The sequence below is a fragment of the Bradyrhizobium sp. UFLA05-112 genome (genome assembly GCF_053572325.1).
Genome location: NZ_JBANBK010000066.1, coordinates 19,840 through 34,165, shown reverse-complemented (window position 1 = coordinate 34,165; position 14,326 = coordinate 19,840). Strand labels below are relative to the sequence as shown.

The 14,326-nt window shown below is 64.6% G+C and carries 14 protein-coding genes; 8 read left to right on the top strand and 6 right to left on the bottom strand.

Going from position 1 to position 14,326, the window contains the following annotated elements; genetic code table 11:
• Nucleotides 1–112 precede the first annotated feature (112 nt).
• From SO180_RS30570 to gyrA, 3 genes are all read left to right on the top strand, one after another.
• Entirely contained in the window at nt 113–604 is a 492-nt protein-coding gene (locus SO180_RS30570; RefSeq protein WP_449382543.1) for a single-stranded DNA-binding protein, read from the top strand.
• Between the two features lie 214 nt (nt 605–818).
• Nucleotides 819–1,217 carry a DUF2306 domain-containing protein gene (locus SO180_RS30565; RefSeq protein WP_449382542.1) on the top strand — a complete coding sequence of 133 codons (399 nt, stop codon included), beginning with the start codon at nt 819–821 and terminating at the stop codon, nt 1,215–1,217.
• Between the two features lie 168 nt (nt 1,218–1,385).
• Entirely contained in the window at nt 1,386–4,121 is a 2,736-nt protein-coding gene (gyrA, locus tag SO180_RS30560) for a DNA gyrase subunit A (protein WP_449382541.1), read from the top strand.
• 57 nt (nt 4,122–4,178) lie between these two features.
• Here the strand turns inward: gyrA and SO180_RS30555 are convergent, their stop codons facing one another.
• Together SO180_RS30555 and SO180_RS30550 are read right to left on the bottom strand one after the other, a co-directional pair.
• Nucleotides 4,179–6,032 (bottom strand): potassium transporter Kup, encoded by a 1,854-nt coding sequence (locus SO180_RS30555; RefSeq protein WP_449382558.1) that lies wholly within the window; start codon nt 6,030–6,032, stop codon nt 4,179–4,181.
• Between the two features lie 180 nt (nt 6,033–6,212).
• The gene (locus SO180_RS30550; RefSeq protein WP_449382557.1) at nt 6,213–6,470 is read right to left on the bottom strand and encodes a hypothetical protein; all 258 of its coding nucleotides are present in this window, start codon (nt 6,468–6,470) and stop codon (nt 6,213–6,215) included.
• Between the two features lie 247 nt (nt 6,471–6,717).
• On the opposite strand from SO180_RS30550, the gene coaD reads away from it, so the two are divergent.
• The 5 genes from coaD to queA all read left to right on the top strand — a co-directional run bounded on the left by coaD (nt 6,718) and on the right by queA (nt 9,929).
• Entirely contained in the window at nt 6,718–7,215 is a 498-nt protein-coding gene (gene coaD / locus SO180_RS30545; protein ID WP_449382540.1) for a pantetheine-phosphate adenylyltransferase, read from the top strand.
• Nucleotides 7,216–7,251: 36 nt separating this feature from the next.
• On the top strand, nt 7,252–7,827 hold the full coding sequence (locus SO180_RS30540) for a peptidylprolyl isomerase (protein WP_449382539.1): 576 nt from the start codon (nt 7,252–7,254) through the stop codon (nt 7,825–7,827).
• An 8-nt stretch (nt 7,828–7,835) separates the two neighbouring features.
• On the top strand, nt 7,836–8,246 hold the full coding sequence (locus tag SO180_RS30535) for a hypothetical protein (RefSeq protein WP_449382538.1): 411 nt from the start codon (nt 7,836–7,838) through the stop codon (nt 8,244–8,246).
• Nucleotides 8,243–8,707: a peptidylprolyl isomerase gene (locus SO180_RS30530; protein WP_449382537.1), complete on the top strand. Its 465-nt coding sequence runs from the start codon at nt 8,243–8,245 to the stop codon at nt 8,705–8,707. The genes SO180_RS30535 and SO180_RS30530 overlap by 4 nt, the downstream gene beginning before the upstream one ends.
• Before the next feature lie 145 nt (nt 8,708–8,852).
• The gene (gene queA, locus SO180_RS30525; RefSeq protein WP_449382536.1) at nt 8,853–9,929 is read left to right on the top strand and encodes a tRNA preQ1(34) S-adenosylmethionine ribosyltransferase-isomerase QueA; all 1,077 of its coding nucleotides are present in this window, start codon (nt 8,853–8,855) and stop codon (nt 9,927–9,929) included.
• A gap of 120 nt (nt 9,930–10,049) precedes the next feature.
• Here the strand turns inward: queA and SO180_RS30520 are convergent, their stop codons facing one another.
• The 4 genes from SO180_RS30520 to SO180_RS30505 all read right to left on the bottom strand — a co-directional run bounded on the left by SO180_RS30520 (nt 10,050) and on the right by SO180_RS30505 (nt 14,176).
• Nucleotides 10,050–11,087: an aspartate-semialdehyde dehydrogenase gene (locus SO180_RS30520; RefSeq protein WP_449382535.1), complete on the bottom strand. Its 1,038-nt coding sequence runs from the start codon at nt 11,085–11,087 to the stop codon at nt 10,050–10,052.
• 232 nt (nt 11,088–11,319) lie between these two features.
• A complete protein-coding gene (locus SO180_RS30515; RefSeq protein ID WP_449382534.1) occupies nt 11,320–11,937 on the bottom strand; it encodes a PepSY domain-containing protein in 618 nt (205 codons plus the stop codon).
• Nucleotides 11,938–12,178: 241 nt separating this feature from the next.
• Nucleotides 12,179–12,919 carry a TetR/AcrR family transcriptional regulator gene (locus SO180_RS30510; protein WP_449382556.1) on the bottom strand — a complete coding sequence of 247 codons (741 nt, stop codon included), beginning with the start codon at nt 12,917–12,919 and terminating at the stop codon, nt 12,179–12,181.
• 141 nt (nt 12,920–13,060) lie between these two features.
• On the bottom strand, nt 13,061–14,176 hold the full coding sequence (locus SO180_RS30505) for a patatin-like phospholipase family protein (RefSeq protein WP_449382533.1): 1,116 nt from the start codon (nt 14,174–14,176) through the stop codon (nt 13,061–13,063).
• Nucleotides 14,177–14,326: the final 150 nt, after the last annotated feature.

The following is a 14,326-nucleotide window of genomic DNA, read 5'->3' as shown; positions in this document are numbered from 1 at the left end:
GGGCTCGGCGACGTCCGCCAGCGTATAGGGTCCTTCAGCAAGCGGCAGCGAGCGGTTTTGGCACGGCTCCGGCTTTTTCGAGCAATTTCGCAGTTTGGAGTGGAGAGCGGCGATGGCGGGAAGCATCAACAAGGTCATTCTGGTCGGCAACCTCGGCAAGGATCCGGAAATCCGCCGCACCCAGGACGGGCGGCCGATCGCCAATCTGAGCGTCGCGACGTCGGAGACCTGGCGGGACAAGGCGACCGGTGAGCGCAAGGAAAAGACCGAGTGGCACCGTGTCGTGATCTTCAACGAGGGGCTCGCGAAGGTCGCCGAGCAGTACCTGAAGAAGGGCGCCAAGGTTTATGTCGAAGGCGCGCTCCAGACCCGCAAATGGACCGACCAGAGCGGTGCCGAAAAATACTCGACCGAGGTGGTGCTGCAGGGCTTCAACTCCAACCTCACGATGCTCGACGGTCGCGGTGGCGGAGGAGGCGGCAGCTTTGGCGAGGAGCCGGGCGGCGACTTCGGCTCCTCTGGCCCGGTGAGCAGCGCGCCGCGCCGCGCTGTCGCGGCGGGCGGTGGCCGCAACAGCGATATGGATGACGACATTCCGTTCTGAGCTGACTTGCCGTCCTAAGAGCCTGGTTCGGCGCCTTCGCACAAAGGGTCAGCGTCTCTTACCAATCTTTTGATCAAGCTGGTATTTACCGGCCGCGCTGATGTTGCGCCTGAGGATTTGATGTCGGGCGATGTGAATGGTATTAACTTCATGTTAATGCTATTTACATTGCTCGCGCCGGCTTCTCAGGCGCCATCGCCAGGACGCCTCAGCCATGACCCTCGCGCCTCTGCTTGACGCTGCTCCAGCCATTCCGCTCCATGCCTTTGCGGCGATGGCCGCTTTTGCGCTTGGCGTCGTCCAGTTCGCGGCGCCCAAGGGGACGCTGCCGCACCGGACCGTCGGCTGGATCTGGGTGGCGCTGATGGCCATCGTGGCCGCGTCATCGTTCTGGATCCACCAGATCCGGCTGGTCGGGCCGTTCAGTCCGATTCATCTGCTCTCGATCTTCACGCTTGTGATGCTGCCGCTCGCGGTGTGGCGGGCGCATACCCATCGCGTCGCCGATCACCGGCGCATAATGATCTTCATGTTCGCCGGCGCACTGGTGATCGCAGGGCTGTTCACGCTGCTGCCGGGACGCATCATGCATCAGGTGATATTGGGCTCATAAGGCAGGGTTCCAGAGGGGCCTTTCCGCTCCCTCCTGCCGAGTCTTCGCAGAAGCCGTAAGTCGTTGGAAAAATAAGCGGAAAAAGCGCCTCCCGGGACTGCGCGAGGGTGGTTATCAGACCCCCGATGCGCTATATGATTCCCGGACAAGAACTCACCGGATTTCCCCTTGGCTGACGACGATAACGACAAGCCCGGCGACAAGCCGGAGCATCCTTCGGATATTCGCCCGATCTCGATCCTCGACGAGATGAAGAAGTCCTACCTCGATTACGCCATGAGCGTGATCGTGGCGCGCGCGCTGCCCGATGCGCGTGATGGCTTGAAGCCGGTGCACCGGCGCATCCTCTTCTCGATGAACGAGGAGGGCTATACGCCCGACAAGAAGCACAAGAAGTCCGCCGGCATCGTCGGCGACGTCATGGGCCAATACCACCCGCACGGCGACCAGGCGATCTATGACGCGCTGGTGCGCATGGCGCAGCCCTTCTCGATGCGCGAACTGCTCGTGGACGGGCAGGGCAATTTCGGCTCGGTCGACGGCGATCCGCCGGCGGCGATGCGCTACACCGAGTCGCGCCTGACCAAGATCGCGCTCAAACTGCTCGAGGACATCGAGAGCGAGACGGTCGACTTCCAGGACAATTATGACGGCTCGACCAAGGAGCCGGTGGTCCTGCCGGCGCGGTTCCCGAACCTGCTGGTCAACGGCGCCGGCGGCATCGCCGTCGGCATGGCCACCAACATCCCGCCGCACAATCTGGGCGAGGTGATCGACGCTTGCCTGGCCTTGATCGACAATCCTTCGCTCACCATCGACGAACTGAACCACATTATCCCAGGTCCGGATTTCCCGACCGGCGGCATCATCCTGGGGCGCCAGGGCATCCGCAGCGCCTACCACCTCGGCCGCGGCTCGATCGTGATGCGCGGCAAGGTCGAGTTCGAGACCATTCGCAAGGAACGCGAGGCGATCGTCATCACCGAGATCCCGTATCAGGTGAACAAGGCGACGATGGTCGAGCGTATCGCCGAGCTCTACAAGGAAAAGAAGATCGAGGGCATTTCCGACCTGCGCGACGAGTCCGACCGCGACGGCTACCGCGTCGTCGTCGAGCTCAAGCGCGACGCCATGCCCGACGTGGTGCTGAACCAGCTCTACAAGTTCACGCCTTTGCAGACGAGCTTCGGGGTCAACAGCGTTGCGCTCGACTCGGGCCGTCCGCAGACGATGAACCTGAAGGATATGCTGACGATCTTCGTCGGCTTCCGCGAGCAGGTCGTCACCCGCCGCACCAAGTACAAGCTGCGCAAGGCGCGCGAACGCGCCCATGAGCAGGTTGGTCTTGCGATCGCCGTCGCCAATATCGACGAGATCATTCGCGTGATCCGGACTTCGCCCACGCCGGCCGCCGCGCGCGATACCCTGATGACGCGCGACTGGCCGGCGCGTGATGTCGAGGACATCATCACGCTGATCGATGATCCCCGCCACCGCATCAACGCGGACGGCACCATCCGTCTGTCGCTGGAGCAGGCCAGGGCAATTCTGGAGCTGCGTCTGGCGCGCCTCACCGCGCTCGGCCGCGACGAGATCGGCGAGGAGCTCTCAAAACTCGCCGGCGAGATCGGCAACTATCTCGACATCCTGCGTTCGCGCGCCCGTATCCTCGACATCGTCAAGACCGAGCTCGCCGAGGTGAAGGCGGAATTCGCCACGCCGCGCCGGACCGTGATCATGGAGCAGGAAGGCGAGGTCGAGGACGAAGACCTGATCCAGCGCGAGGACATGGTCGTCACCGTCTCGCATGCCGGCTACGTCAAGCGCGTGCCACTGTCGGCCTATCGGGCGCAGCGCCGCGGCGGCAAGGGCCGCGCCGGCATGCAGACCCGCGATGAGGACTTCGTCTCGCGCCTGTTCGTGGCCTCCACGCACACGCCGGTGCTGTTCTTTTCGTCACGCGGGCAGGTCTACAAGGAGAAGGTCTGGCGCCTGCCGATGGCCGCCCCCAACGCGCGCGGCAAGGCGCTGATCAACATCCTGCCGCTCGAGCAGGGCGAGCGCATCACCACCATCATGCCGCTGCCGGAGGATGAATCCACCTGGGGCCAGCTCGACGTGATGTTCGCTACCACCGGCGGCAATGTCCGGCGCAACAAGCTGTCCGACTTCGTCGATGTGCGCCGTTCCGGCATCATCGCGATGAAGCTCGACGACAATGAATCGATCGTCGACGTGCAGATCTGCACCGAGCGCGACGACGTGCTGCTGACCGCCGCCGGCGGCCAGTGCATCCGCTTCCCCGTCACGGACGTGCGCGTGTTCACCGGGCGCACATCGATGGGCGTGCGCGGCATCGCGCTGGCGGAGGCCGACAAGGTGATCTCGCTGGCGATCCTGCGCCATGTCGACACGACCTCGGACGAACGCTCGGCGTACTTGAAGATGCGCCGCGCGGTCGCCGGCGAAGGTGTGGCTGATGAGGCCGCAGCGGACGCCGAGGCCGAGGAGACGTCCGGCAGCTTCCAGCTCCCGCAGGAGCGCTATGTCGAGATGTCGGCGGCCGAGCAGGTGGTGCTGACCGTCTCCGTCAACGGCTATGGCAAGCGGACGTCGTCCTACGAGTACCGCACCACGGGACGCGGCGGCAAAGGCATCGTCGCGATGAGCGTCAACAACCGCAACGGCAATCTGGTGGCGTCCTTCCCGGTGGAAGAGGCCGACCAGATCATGCTGGTGACCGACAAGGGCCAGCTGATCCGCTGCCCGGTCGAAGGCATCCGCATCGCCGGCCGCTCGACGCAGGGCGTGATCGTGTTCGACACCGCCGACGACGAGCACGTCGTCTCGGTCGAGCACATCACGGAAGAGACCGAGAATGGCAACGGCGAGAATGGCGAGTAGTGTTTGGCGAATAGCGAATGGACAGATTTCCATTCGCTATTGGCTATTCGCCATCCGCTAGATCTCCAGCTCCGTACCGAACTCCACCACCTGTCCGGTCGGCACGCCGAAAAACGCGGCGGAACGTTCGGCGTTGCGTTGCAGGAAGGCAAACAGCGACTCTCGCCATACCCACATGCCCGGAATGTCCTCGCTCGGGATGATGGTCTCGCGGCCGACATAGTAGGTGATGTCGGAGAGGTCGATGCCCGGCAGCTTGCCCTGCCGGCAGGCGAGCTTCAGTCCCTCATAGATGGTCGGGTTCTGCATGAAGCCGTAATGCATGACCACGCGCGTGATCGCCGGGATGATCTCGATAACCTCGGTGCGCTCCTCGTCGGGCACGTGCGGGATTTCCTCGATCAGGACGGTCACGAGCAGCACGCGTTCGTGCAGCACGCGGTTGTGCTTGACGAATTGCGTCAGCGCCAGCGGCACGCCTTTCGGCGCCGAGGCGAGATAGACGGCGGTGCCGGGAAGCCTGGCGCGGCACTTGTTGACGGCGGTCTCGATCAGATCCTCCTCGGGCTGGCGGAGCTTCGCGCGGGCGCGCTCGACGAGCTTGACGCCGCTGCGCCAGGTCAGCATCAGGAAGGCGACGAGGCCGGCGAGCAGCAGCGGAAACCAGCCGCCCTCGAACAGCTTGATCGAATTGGCCGCGAAGAAGATCACGTCGATCGCAAAGAAGAAGCCGTTGACCGCAACGACCAGCCACGGCGAATAACCCCACTGGATCGCGACAAGCGCGGCGAGCAGCGTGGTGATCGCCATCAGGAGCGACACCGCGATGCCGTAGGCGCCGGCAAGCGCGTCCGACGTGCCGAAGGAGAGCACCGCGCCGAGCGTTGCGGCGGCCAGCAGCCAGTTCACCAGCGGTACATAGATCTGGCCGATCGCATCGCTCTGGGTGTGACGGATCTGCATCCGCGGCAGGAAGCCGAGCTGGATCGACTGCTGGGTCAGCGAGAACACGCCTGAGATGATGGCCTGCGAGGCGATCACGGTCGCAACAGCCGAGAAGGCGACCAGCAGGTAGTGCAGCGAATCCGGGCAGAGCTGGAAGAACGGATTCTCGATCATCGTGGGGTCGGTGATCAGGAGCGCGGCCTGTCCGAAATAATTGAGCACCAGGGCCGGCAGGCAGATGGCGAACCAGGCCAGCCGGATCGGCAAGCGCCCGAAATGCCCCATGTCGGCATACATCGCTTCGCCCCCGGTCACCGCCAGGAAGGCCGCGCCGAGGATCGCGAAGGAAATGTGGAAGTCCTGGTGGATCAGGAATTCAAAGGCATAGAGCGGACTCAGCGCGGCGAGCACCGCTGGCGCCTTGACGATGCCGTGGATGCCGAGTGCGGCGAGCACGCCGAACCAGGCCAGCATGACGGGGCCAAAGATCCGGCCGATGAAGCCGGTGCCCTGCTTCTGCATCATGAAGAGGCCGATCAGGATGGCGATCGTGATCGGCACCACGACCGGCGCGAGCGATGGCGCATCCACTTTCAGACCTTCGATGGCGCTCAGCACCGAGATCGCCGGCGTGATCGCACCGTCGCCATAGAGCAGGGCGGCGCCAACGAGGCCGACCACCAGGAGATGTGCACGCCATGTGCCCGGCTGGGCGTGACGCGCATGCAGCAGTGCCAGCAGCGCCACGATGCCGCCTTCGCCGCGGTTATCGGCGCGCAGGATCAGCAGTGCGTATTTCAGCGAGATGATCAGGAGCAGCGCCCACAGGATCAGGGACGCAACGCCGAGCACGGCGTCCTGGGTGACCGTCCCGCCATGGGCTGCCGCCTTGGCGGCCTCCTTCAAGGCATAAAGGGGGCTTGTTCCGATATCGCCGTAGACGACCCCCAGGGCGCCCATGGTCATGGCAAGGGGCAGCGGATTGGGATGGTGGCCGGTAGCGACAGCAGGCGTACTGGTCAATGGCAACCCCCTGATGGCGACGCGCCCGCCGGGCTATCCGGAGGGCGCGGTCGTCAGCTCAGTCTGCGACGAGACGCCGCAAATTTCCATGGGGTTTGTGTGACGCCGGATTAGGCAGCTTGCCTACGGCGTCCGGTCGGCGGTCACCAGGCGCACCTCGCGGACGTTTGCCTTGGTGCCGGCGCGGCGCAGGCAGGAGGCTTCGAAATTCGGCCAGGCCTGCTGCGAGCAATCCTTGCCGATGACGCGGATATCCAGCCGGTCACCCTTGGCGAGGGGCTGCGGCACGCTGGCTTCGACGGTCGGAGCGAAACCGGGCAGCACGGTAAGAGCCGCGGCAACGCATGCAGCAACAGCGATCGCTGAAAGAGTCTTGATCATAGACGGTCCCCTGTGATGCGGCCGCTGCGCCTGTTTGCGGCCCGTCATTTCGTTGCGCGGATTAGTAACCATGGCCAGTTTCCGGACGTCTTCGCGGATACGGGAAATGGTTTCGTTCGCGATCCGTTTTGTTTCGTCGCTGCCCTCAGGACGAAACAGTTCAGGGGGTTCCGACATTTCTTGCGGGAAAAGCGGGCAGGGAACCTGCCGGCTTGCCGGGCAATGCAGGGCGCGGTAGGAGGAGGCCATGCCGCGTATCGCCTTTTATCCGGGTTCCTTCGACCCCATCACCAACGGCCATCTGGACGTGGTCCGGCATGCCGTTCCCCTGTGCGACCGTCTGGTCGTTGCGCTTGGCGTGCACCCCGGCAAGAAGCCGCTGTTCTCGACCGAGGAACGGCTCAAGATGCTCTACGACGTCTGCGGGCCGATCGCTGCCCAGGCCGGCTGCGCCTTCGAAGCCACGACCTTCGACGACCTGACCGTGACCGCGGCGCGAAAGCACGGTGCGACCATCATGATCAGGGGGCTTCGCGACGGCACTGACCTCGACTACGAGATGCAACTTGCCGGCATGAACGAGGCCATGGCGCCGGAGGTGCACACCGTCTTTCTGCCGGCCTCACCCATGGTCCGCCCGATCACCGCCACACTGGTGCGCCAGATCGCCGGCATGGGCGGGGATGTCTCGGCATTCGTGCCGCCGCTCGTCGCAAGCCTGCTCAAGGCAAAATTCGCCGGCTAGCGGCGCGCGTTTCATCTCATCTGATCCGGAGTTTTCATGATCCGTCGTCTCGCAATTCTTGCCACGATCTTTGCCGCGCTGATCGGCATTGCCCCTGCCGTCGCTCAGACCCTGCCGGCGGGCCTCGACAAGGCCAACGCGCTCGTCATCGACACGACCAAGGGCCGCATCGTCATCAAGCTGCGCACGGATCTTGCGCCCCAGCATGCCGAGCGGCTGAAGCAACTCGCGCGCGAAGGCTTCTACAACAACGTGCCGTTTCACCGCGTGATGGACGGCTTCATGGCGCAGACCGGCGACGGCCAGAACGGCAACGGCACCGGCGGCTCGAAATATCCGAACCTGAAGCAGGAATTCTCCAAGGTGCATTTCGCCCGCGGCGTCGTCGGGATGGCCCGCCGCGGCGACAGCGTCGATAGCGCCAATTCGCAGTTCTTCATCATGTTCGCGGACGGCGGCAGTCTCGACGGCCAGTACACCGTAGTCGGCGAAGTCGTGCAGGGCATGGACGTCGTCGACAAGCTGAAGAAGGCACCGCCTGGTTCCGGCAGCGGCACCGTCACCGACCCCGACAAGATGGTGAAGGTGCAGGTCGCCTCCGACATCAAATAGGAGAGGCGATGACGCGCCGCGGTGAAAAGCTCCTCGTAGCTGCCGCGGTGCTCCTGCTTGGCATCACGAGTGCAGCGGCGCAGGACGAGCAGGTCAACACCATCCGCGATATCTTCGTGCGGTTGGGCCGTTGCTGGAAACCGCCGCCGCCCTCGAAGGCCCGCCCCATCGACATCACGGTCGTCGTGAGCTTTAACCGCGCCGGAGAGATTTTGGGCCACCCGAGGATCACCTACGAGTCCAAGGATGCCTCAGATAATGACCGGCTCGAATACCGGATCGCGGTGATGGAGGCATTGCAACGCTGCACGCCGATGCCATTTACCGAAACGATGGCCGGCGCCGCTGCGGGGCGTCCATTCGCGGTCCAGTTCCACGGCCGGAAGACTTCACCCCCAACCCCAGAGAGAAAAGCATGAGCGTCACCGAAAACACCCTGATCCTCGAGACCACGCAGGGCCCCGTCACCATCGAGATGCGGCCCGACCTCGCGCCTGGCCATGTTGCACGCATCAAGGAGCTGGTACGCGAGGGATTCTACGACGGCATCGTGTTCCATCGCGTGATCGACGGCTTCATGGCGCAGACCGGCTGCCCACACGGCACCGGCACCGGCGGCTCCGGCAAGAAGCTGAAGGCCGAGTTCAACAAGGAGCCGCATGTGCGCGGCACCGCCTCGATGGCCCGCGCCGCCAATCCCGATTCCGGGGACAGCCAGTTCTTCATCTGCTTCGACGACGCCCGCTTCCTCGACAACCAGTATACCGTGTGGGGCAAGGTCACCGCGGGCATGGAGAATGTCGACAAGATCAAGCGCGGCGAGCCCGTGATGAATCCCGACAAGATCGTCAAGGCGCGCATGGCGGCGGACAAGGAGTAAGTGTTTCCCCTCATGGTGAGGAGGCGCGAAGCGCCGTCTCGAACCATGAGGCCACCGCTGTAGCAGCAGTCGGGCCTTCATCCTTCGAGACGCGCGTTCCGCGCTCCTCAGGATGAGCGGCTGGCTGTACCGCGGCCGAGTCCAAATGCGCACCGATCTCTTCGACTTTGACCTGCCCACCGAGCGCATCGCACTGCGCCCGGCGCATCCGCGCGACTCCGCCAAGATGCTGGTCGTGGAGGGCGGCGCGCTGCGCGATCACCTCATCTCCGACCTGCCGCAGTGGCTGAAGCCGGGCGACCAGCTCGTCGTCAACGACACCAAGGTGATCGCGGCGCAATTGAAGGGCCGCCGCATCGGCCGCGAGACTGAGCCGAAGATCGAGGCGACGCTGATCAAGCGTCTCGACGGCTCGCGCTGGCAGGCGCTGGTGAAGCCGGCGAAAAAGCTCGTCGCCGGCGACCGCATCCGGTTCGGCAATGAAGGCAAGGTCTGCCTGCTCGGTCATCTCGACGCCGAGGTCGAGGCCAAGGGTGCGGAAGGCGAGGTGACGTTGTCGTTCTCGTTTCATGGGCCTACGCTCGACCAGGCGATATCAGATCTCGGCAGCCCGCCGCTGCCGCCCTACATCGCCTCGAAGCGCACGCTGGATGACCAGGATCTGGCCGACTACCAGACCATGTTCGCGGCCAATGAGGGCGCCGTCGCAGCGCCGACAGCCGGCCTGCATTTCACGCCGGCGCTGGAGCAGGCGTTACGCGCGCGCGGCGTCGGCCTCAACCGCGTCACGCTGCATGTCGGCGCCGGAACGTTCCTGCCGGTGAAGGTCGACGACACCGAAGGCCATAAGATGCACGCCGAATGGGGTACGATCTCGGCCGAGACGGCGGATGTGCTGAACACAACGCGAAAGAACGGCGGCCGCATCGTCGCGGTCGGCACCACGTCGCTGCGGTTACTGGAGAGTGCGGCTGACGAGGATGGCACGATCCAGCCATTCGCAGCCGACACGGCGATATTCATTACCCCCGGCTATCGCTTCCGTGCCGTCGATATCTTGCTGACCAATTTTCACCTGCCGCGCTCGACGCTGTTCATGCTGGTGTCGGCGTTTTCAGGGATCGAGACGATGAAGGCCGCCTACGCGCATGCGATCGCGGAGGGGTATCGCTTCTATTCGTATGGCGATGCGTGCCTGCTGTTTCGGGGCACAAGCAATTAGCCGCACGTTGTAGGGTGGGCAAAGCGAAGCGTGCCCACCGTCTTTCTTGACTGCGCGAGAGAAGAGGTGGGCACGGCGCTTGCGCGCCTCTGCCCACCCTACGCATCTACAACTCTTCCGCTACGCAATCACGCGCTGCGGCAGCAGCTCCGCGATCTGCACTGCGTTGAGTGCTGCACCCTTGAGCAGCTGATCCGCGGCCACGAACATCGAGATCGAATGCCCGCTCGGGTCGCTCAGATCCTTGCGGATGCGGCCGACGAGAACGTCGTCCTGGCCGGAAGCGTCAATCGGCATCGGGAAGTAGTTCTTGGCGCGGTCGTCGACGACCTTCACGCCGGGCGCCTGGGCCATGATCGCGCGGACCTGGTCCTCGGTGATCGGCTTCTCGCATTCGAAGGTGATGGCCTCGCAATGGGCGCGCAGCACCGGCACGCGGACGCAGGTGACGCCGATGGCGATCTTCTCGTCTTCGAAGATCTTGCGGGTCTCCTTGATGACCTTGGTCTCCTCGTCGTTGTAACCGGTCTCGGGATCAACGGCGGTGTTGTGGTTGAAGAGATTGAAGGCGTAGGGGTGCGGCATCACCTTGGGCGTGTAAACCTGCCCGTTGAGGTTTGCGCGGGTCGACTCGACGAGCTCCTCCATCGCGGCAGCACCAGCGCCGCTGGCGGCCTGATAGGTCGAAATGATCACACGCTTGATGCGGTTCTTCTGGTGGATCGGCCATAGCGGCACCAGCGCAGTGATTGCCGCGCAGTTCGGGTTGGCGATGATGCCCTTGTGGTCGCGGATGCGGCTCGCGTTGATCTCGGGGATCACCAGCGGCACGTTCGGGTCCATGCGGAAGGCGGAGGAGTTGTCGACCACGACCGCGCCGGACTTCACCGCGATCGGCGCGTACTTCTTCGAGATGCTGCCGCCGGCGGAGAACAGCGCGATGTCGACGCCGTCGAAGGAACGCTCGCCGAGTTCTTCGATCACGACCGGCTGGCCGCGGAACGACACCGTCTTGCCGGCGGAGCGGGCGCTTGCCAGCGCCTTCAGCTTGCCGACGCGGAAACCACGCTTGTCCATGGTGGCGATGAATTCGGCGCCCACCGCACCGGTGACGCCGACAATCGCGACGACGGGATCGTTACTCACATTCTCCTCCATTGAGCTTTAGACAACAAAAAAGCCCCGGACCATCACGGTGCGGGGCTGCGGTAGAGCTGATGCGTTAAGTCTGTGACTACGCGCGCACGCCTCCCCGGGCCCCGAAGGCCGTGGTGGTTTTCGTCGTGCGTTTCGTCGCGGTCATCATGGCGGCGACTTATGCGGGAGAGTCTTGGCGTCGTCAACGGCTTTTCAGCCCGATCCGGGGCTGTAATGGAGCAGGCGCCTCGTATTACCGCCGGCTCGCGGCGCCGGGCGGCTCGAGAATGACCTCCTTGAGATCGGTGCCGCTCATGACGACGATCGCGAAGTTCAGTCGGCCGCCCTCGCGGACCATGCCGCCGCTGATCGCCTTGCCGGAGGCCGCGTGCTCGGCCACGCGCACAGCGTCGGCCAGGCGGTGCTGGATGGTCTTGAGGGTGGCAAGGTTGCTGCGGTCATCTGCATCGAACTCGTCGAGCGGTGAGGCCGCGCCGCCGCCGACGATCTTGCCGGTTGTGGCGTCGATCGCGTGTTGCCAGACACGGTCGTTGTGCAAGGTTTTTACCCGGTAGACCGGCGAGGCGGCGGCCCCGTCGAAACTGACGTCCGCCGTCGTCGAACCCGCATGCTGCGCCTCGGCGATCGCCATCGCCTGCCTCAGCGAGATCGCGGAGTCGCGGAACAGCGCGAGCTCGCGGTCGACCGTCCGCTGGTCCAGGGCGGCGCCGTCGTCGGCCTCGCTCCGGAGCGCGGCTCTCGCGTCTGCCGTCGCCGCCACCGCATAAACCGGCGCAGGGAGCAGGGCCGCCCACAGAGTGAGCACGAGCAGTGATTTCCAGCGTTTCGGAGCGCGCATCGGTGCCGTCATCGTCTTCACCCGTGCGGAGGTGCAGGAAAGGGCGCGGCCGACCGGGGGCAACTGGCCGGCCGCGGAACGCCGCAACAGCGTAGGATGTTGCAGCGATCAAAGTCTTAAGAACGGTGCGGGCCTGCCAGGGGCTGGGAAGGCATCAGCCCGTACCTTGCTTATAAACAAAACCATACCGTATCGTTTTATTACGAGCAAGGTGCAATTCGTCATCGGGCGGAGATAACCGGTCACGAATCTGTCAGCGGGACGGGCGGCGCCGAACAGCACCTTTGGTCGCGGCCTGGACGCGGCCCGGGGGGCCGAGCGCACCGGCCAAAAACAGCCGGATCGCCGAGCGCATGCGCTTTTCGGCCGTCTTCATCTCAAGCGGTGTCCCGAACGTCGCCATCCGGTGGGTATGGCCGACCACGACGTCGAGAAAGACCTCGGCCGCGATACCGGTATCCTCGAGGTCCATCGCGCCCTGCGCGACCAGATGATCGAAGAACCGCGCCGTCGTGGCGACGGCCTTCATCCAGCCTTCCTCCTTGCCGAGCTTGGCGATGTCGGGGAAGTTGATGGCCTGTGACGTCATCATGCGGCTGAAGGCGACGGCGTCGGGGCCGCAGGTGAACATCAGCATCTCGCGCCCGACCTCGACCAGGCGCTGCTCGACCGAAATGTCCGAGGGGCGCGTGAGTTGCACCTCGGCGGCCTCGGCGAGCGGCGCCAGCCAGCGCGCGATCTCGCGCCTCAGAACCTCGGCAAACAAACCGCGCTTGTCGCCATAGCGCGCGTACACGGTGGGCTTGCTGACCCGGGCCGCCTCCGCCACGGCATCGAGCGAAGTCGCGTCATAGCCGCGATCGAGGAACAGGCGTGTCGCGACCTCGATCAGCCGCTGGTCGCGCTCGATGGCCGCGCTCTTGGTCGGCCGGCCGCCACGCGATTTCGGGACCTCCCGTTTCGCCGCTCTCGTCTTGATCGCAGTCAATCCCATGCCCAATGATTCCTGCGCGGTCGTGATCGTCGTCATCGCTCTATAACGCGCAGCAAGAGGGGCGTCACCGCGAATCTGGCCGAATCGGCCACATCATCAACTGTCTCGGCAACGCGCCGTTCCGCCGCGGCTCCTGCGGCCTTAGGGAAGCGTCGAGCTCCAGGCGCGGCCGGCCGCGGCCTTCTCGTACCCATACTGATAGAGCGCGCGCATATAGGCCGTGTCGAATCCTTGCGAGGGCGGCGGCGGATAATCGCGCTCGATATAGGACAGGTGAAAGCCGAGGTGATTGCGGCGCGCGAAATCGTAGGTCGAGAAGATCACCGAGCGTGTCTGTGACTGGGTGATCGAGGACAGGCTGCGCGAGGCGACCTCGATTGTGCCATTGGGTACGAGCTCGAAAGTGCGTTCGATCTTCTTGTTGACGAGAATGTAGATGTTCACCCGGCTGTTGCCGGGCAGGCGCCCGTGGAACAGTAGGTCTTCGGGAAGCGTCAGGACCGGCGCCGTGACGCCGCCATCGACATGCATCTCCTGAAAGCGCCGGCCCTGGCCTTCGGCTTCGATCAGGATCGGCGGAAACACCAGCGGAATGCTGGCGGAGGCCGCCATCACGTCGCGAAACAGCTTGAGCGCCTCGGGCGTACCGAGTGCGGCGATCCTGCCCATGTCCCAGACGGCGGTGCGCTGGGTGTCGAGATCGGTGGTCACGACGAGCAGCTTGCGGCCCTTGGCATGCTCGCGCGCGACCTGCGCCAAAATTTCCGGCCCGACATAGCGGGCAACCAGCTCGCGCAGCCGCGTGTTGCCGAACAGGCCCGAGCCGAACAGCACGCGCATGATGCTGGGATCGCTCAGCAGGCTCTCCGCGATGCCGCTGGTGTAGAGCTCCCTGAGCGTGTCGTCATATTGCGGCCCGAGGAACGCGAACGGTGCAATGAGCCCGCCGGTGCTGACGCCCGAGACGACCGAGAAGGCGGGGCGCCTGCCGGCCGCGGTCCAGCCGTTCAGCACGCCGACGCCATAGGCGCCGTCGGCGCCGCCGCCGGACAGCGCCAGGTACGTCGTGGCCGCCGCGGCGTCGTCCTTGCCTGAGCGGAATTTGTCGATGGGCTCGTCGGTGTAGCGGCGCAGGCCGTCGATATCGAGAACGCGCGAGCTGCTCGCATCGGCCGCCGAGTAGGGCGTCCGCGGCAGGGTCGTGCACCCGGCCAGCGCCAGGCCGCAGAGCAGGGTGGCCAAGCGCAGCAGGCGCATGCCCGTTCTGCAGATCCCGTCATCGAACAGGATCGATCCGGTCAAAAATGAAGGGGAAGGCATTCGCCGTAAGTCACCCACACGCACGCGGCCGCCGGCATATCGCCTGCGGCATTCCCATCCTGCCCCTTGTTAAAACTATACGGTATC

Coding starts and splice junctions, on each gene's coding strand:
- SO180_RS30570 (WP_449382543.1), top strand. CDS start 113: ATGGCGGGAAGCATCAACAAGGTCATTCTGGTCGGCAACCTCGGCAAG.
- SO180_RS30565 (WP_449382542.1), top strand. CDS start 819: ATGACCCTCGCGCCTCTGCTTGACGCTGCTCCAGCCATTCCGCTCCAT.
- SO180_RS30555 (WP_449382558.1), bottom strand. CDS start 6,032: ATGACCATGGGCGCCCTGGGGGTCGTCTACGGCGATATCGGAACAAGC.
- SO180_RS30550 (WP_449382557.1), bottom strand. CDS start 6,470: ATGATCAAGACTCTTTCAGCGATCGCTGTTGCTGCATGCGTTGCCGCG.
- coaD (WP_449382540.1), top strand. CDS start 6,718: ATGCCGCGTATCGCCTTTTATCCGGGTTCCTTCGACCCCATCACCAAC.
- SO180_RS30540 (WP_449382539.1), top strand. CDS start 7,252: ATGATCCGTCGTCTCGCAATTCTTGCCACGATCTTTGCCGCGCTGATC.
- SO180_RS30535 (WP_449382538.1), top strand. CDS start 7,836: ATGACGCGCCGCGGTGAAAAGCTCCTCGTAGCTGCCGCGGTGCTCCTG.
- SO180_RS30530 (WP_449382537.1), top strand. CDS start 8,243: ATGAGCGTCACCGAAAACACCCTGATCCTCGAGACCACGCAGGGCCCC.
- queA (WP_449382536.1), top strand. CDS start 8,853: ATGCGCACCGATCTCTTCGACTTTGACCTGCCCACCGAGCGCATCGCA.
- SO180_RS30520 (WP_449382535.1), bottom strand. CDS start 11,087: ATGGAGGAGAATGTGAGTAACGATCCCGTCGTCGCGATTGTCGGCGTC.
- SO180_RS30515 (WP_449382534.1), bottom strand. CDS start 11,937: ATGACGGCACCGATGCGCGCTCCGAAACGCTGGAAATCACTGCTCGTG.
- SO180_RS30510 (WP_449382556.1), bottom strand. CDS start 12,919: ATGGGATTGACTGCGATCAAGACGAGAGCGGCGAAACGGGAGGTCCCG.
- SO180_RS30505 (WP_449382533.1), bottom strand. CDS start 14,176: ATGCGCCTGCTGCGCTTGGCCACCCTGCTCTGCGGCCTGGCGCTGGCC.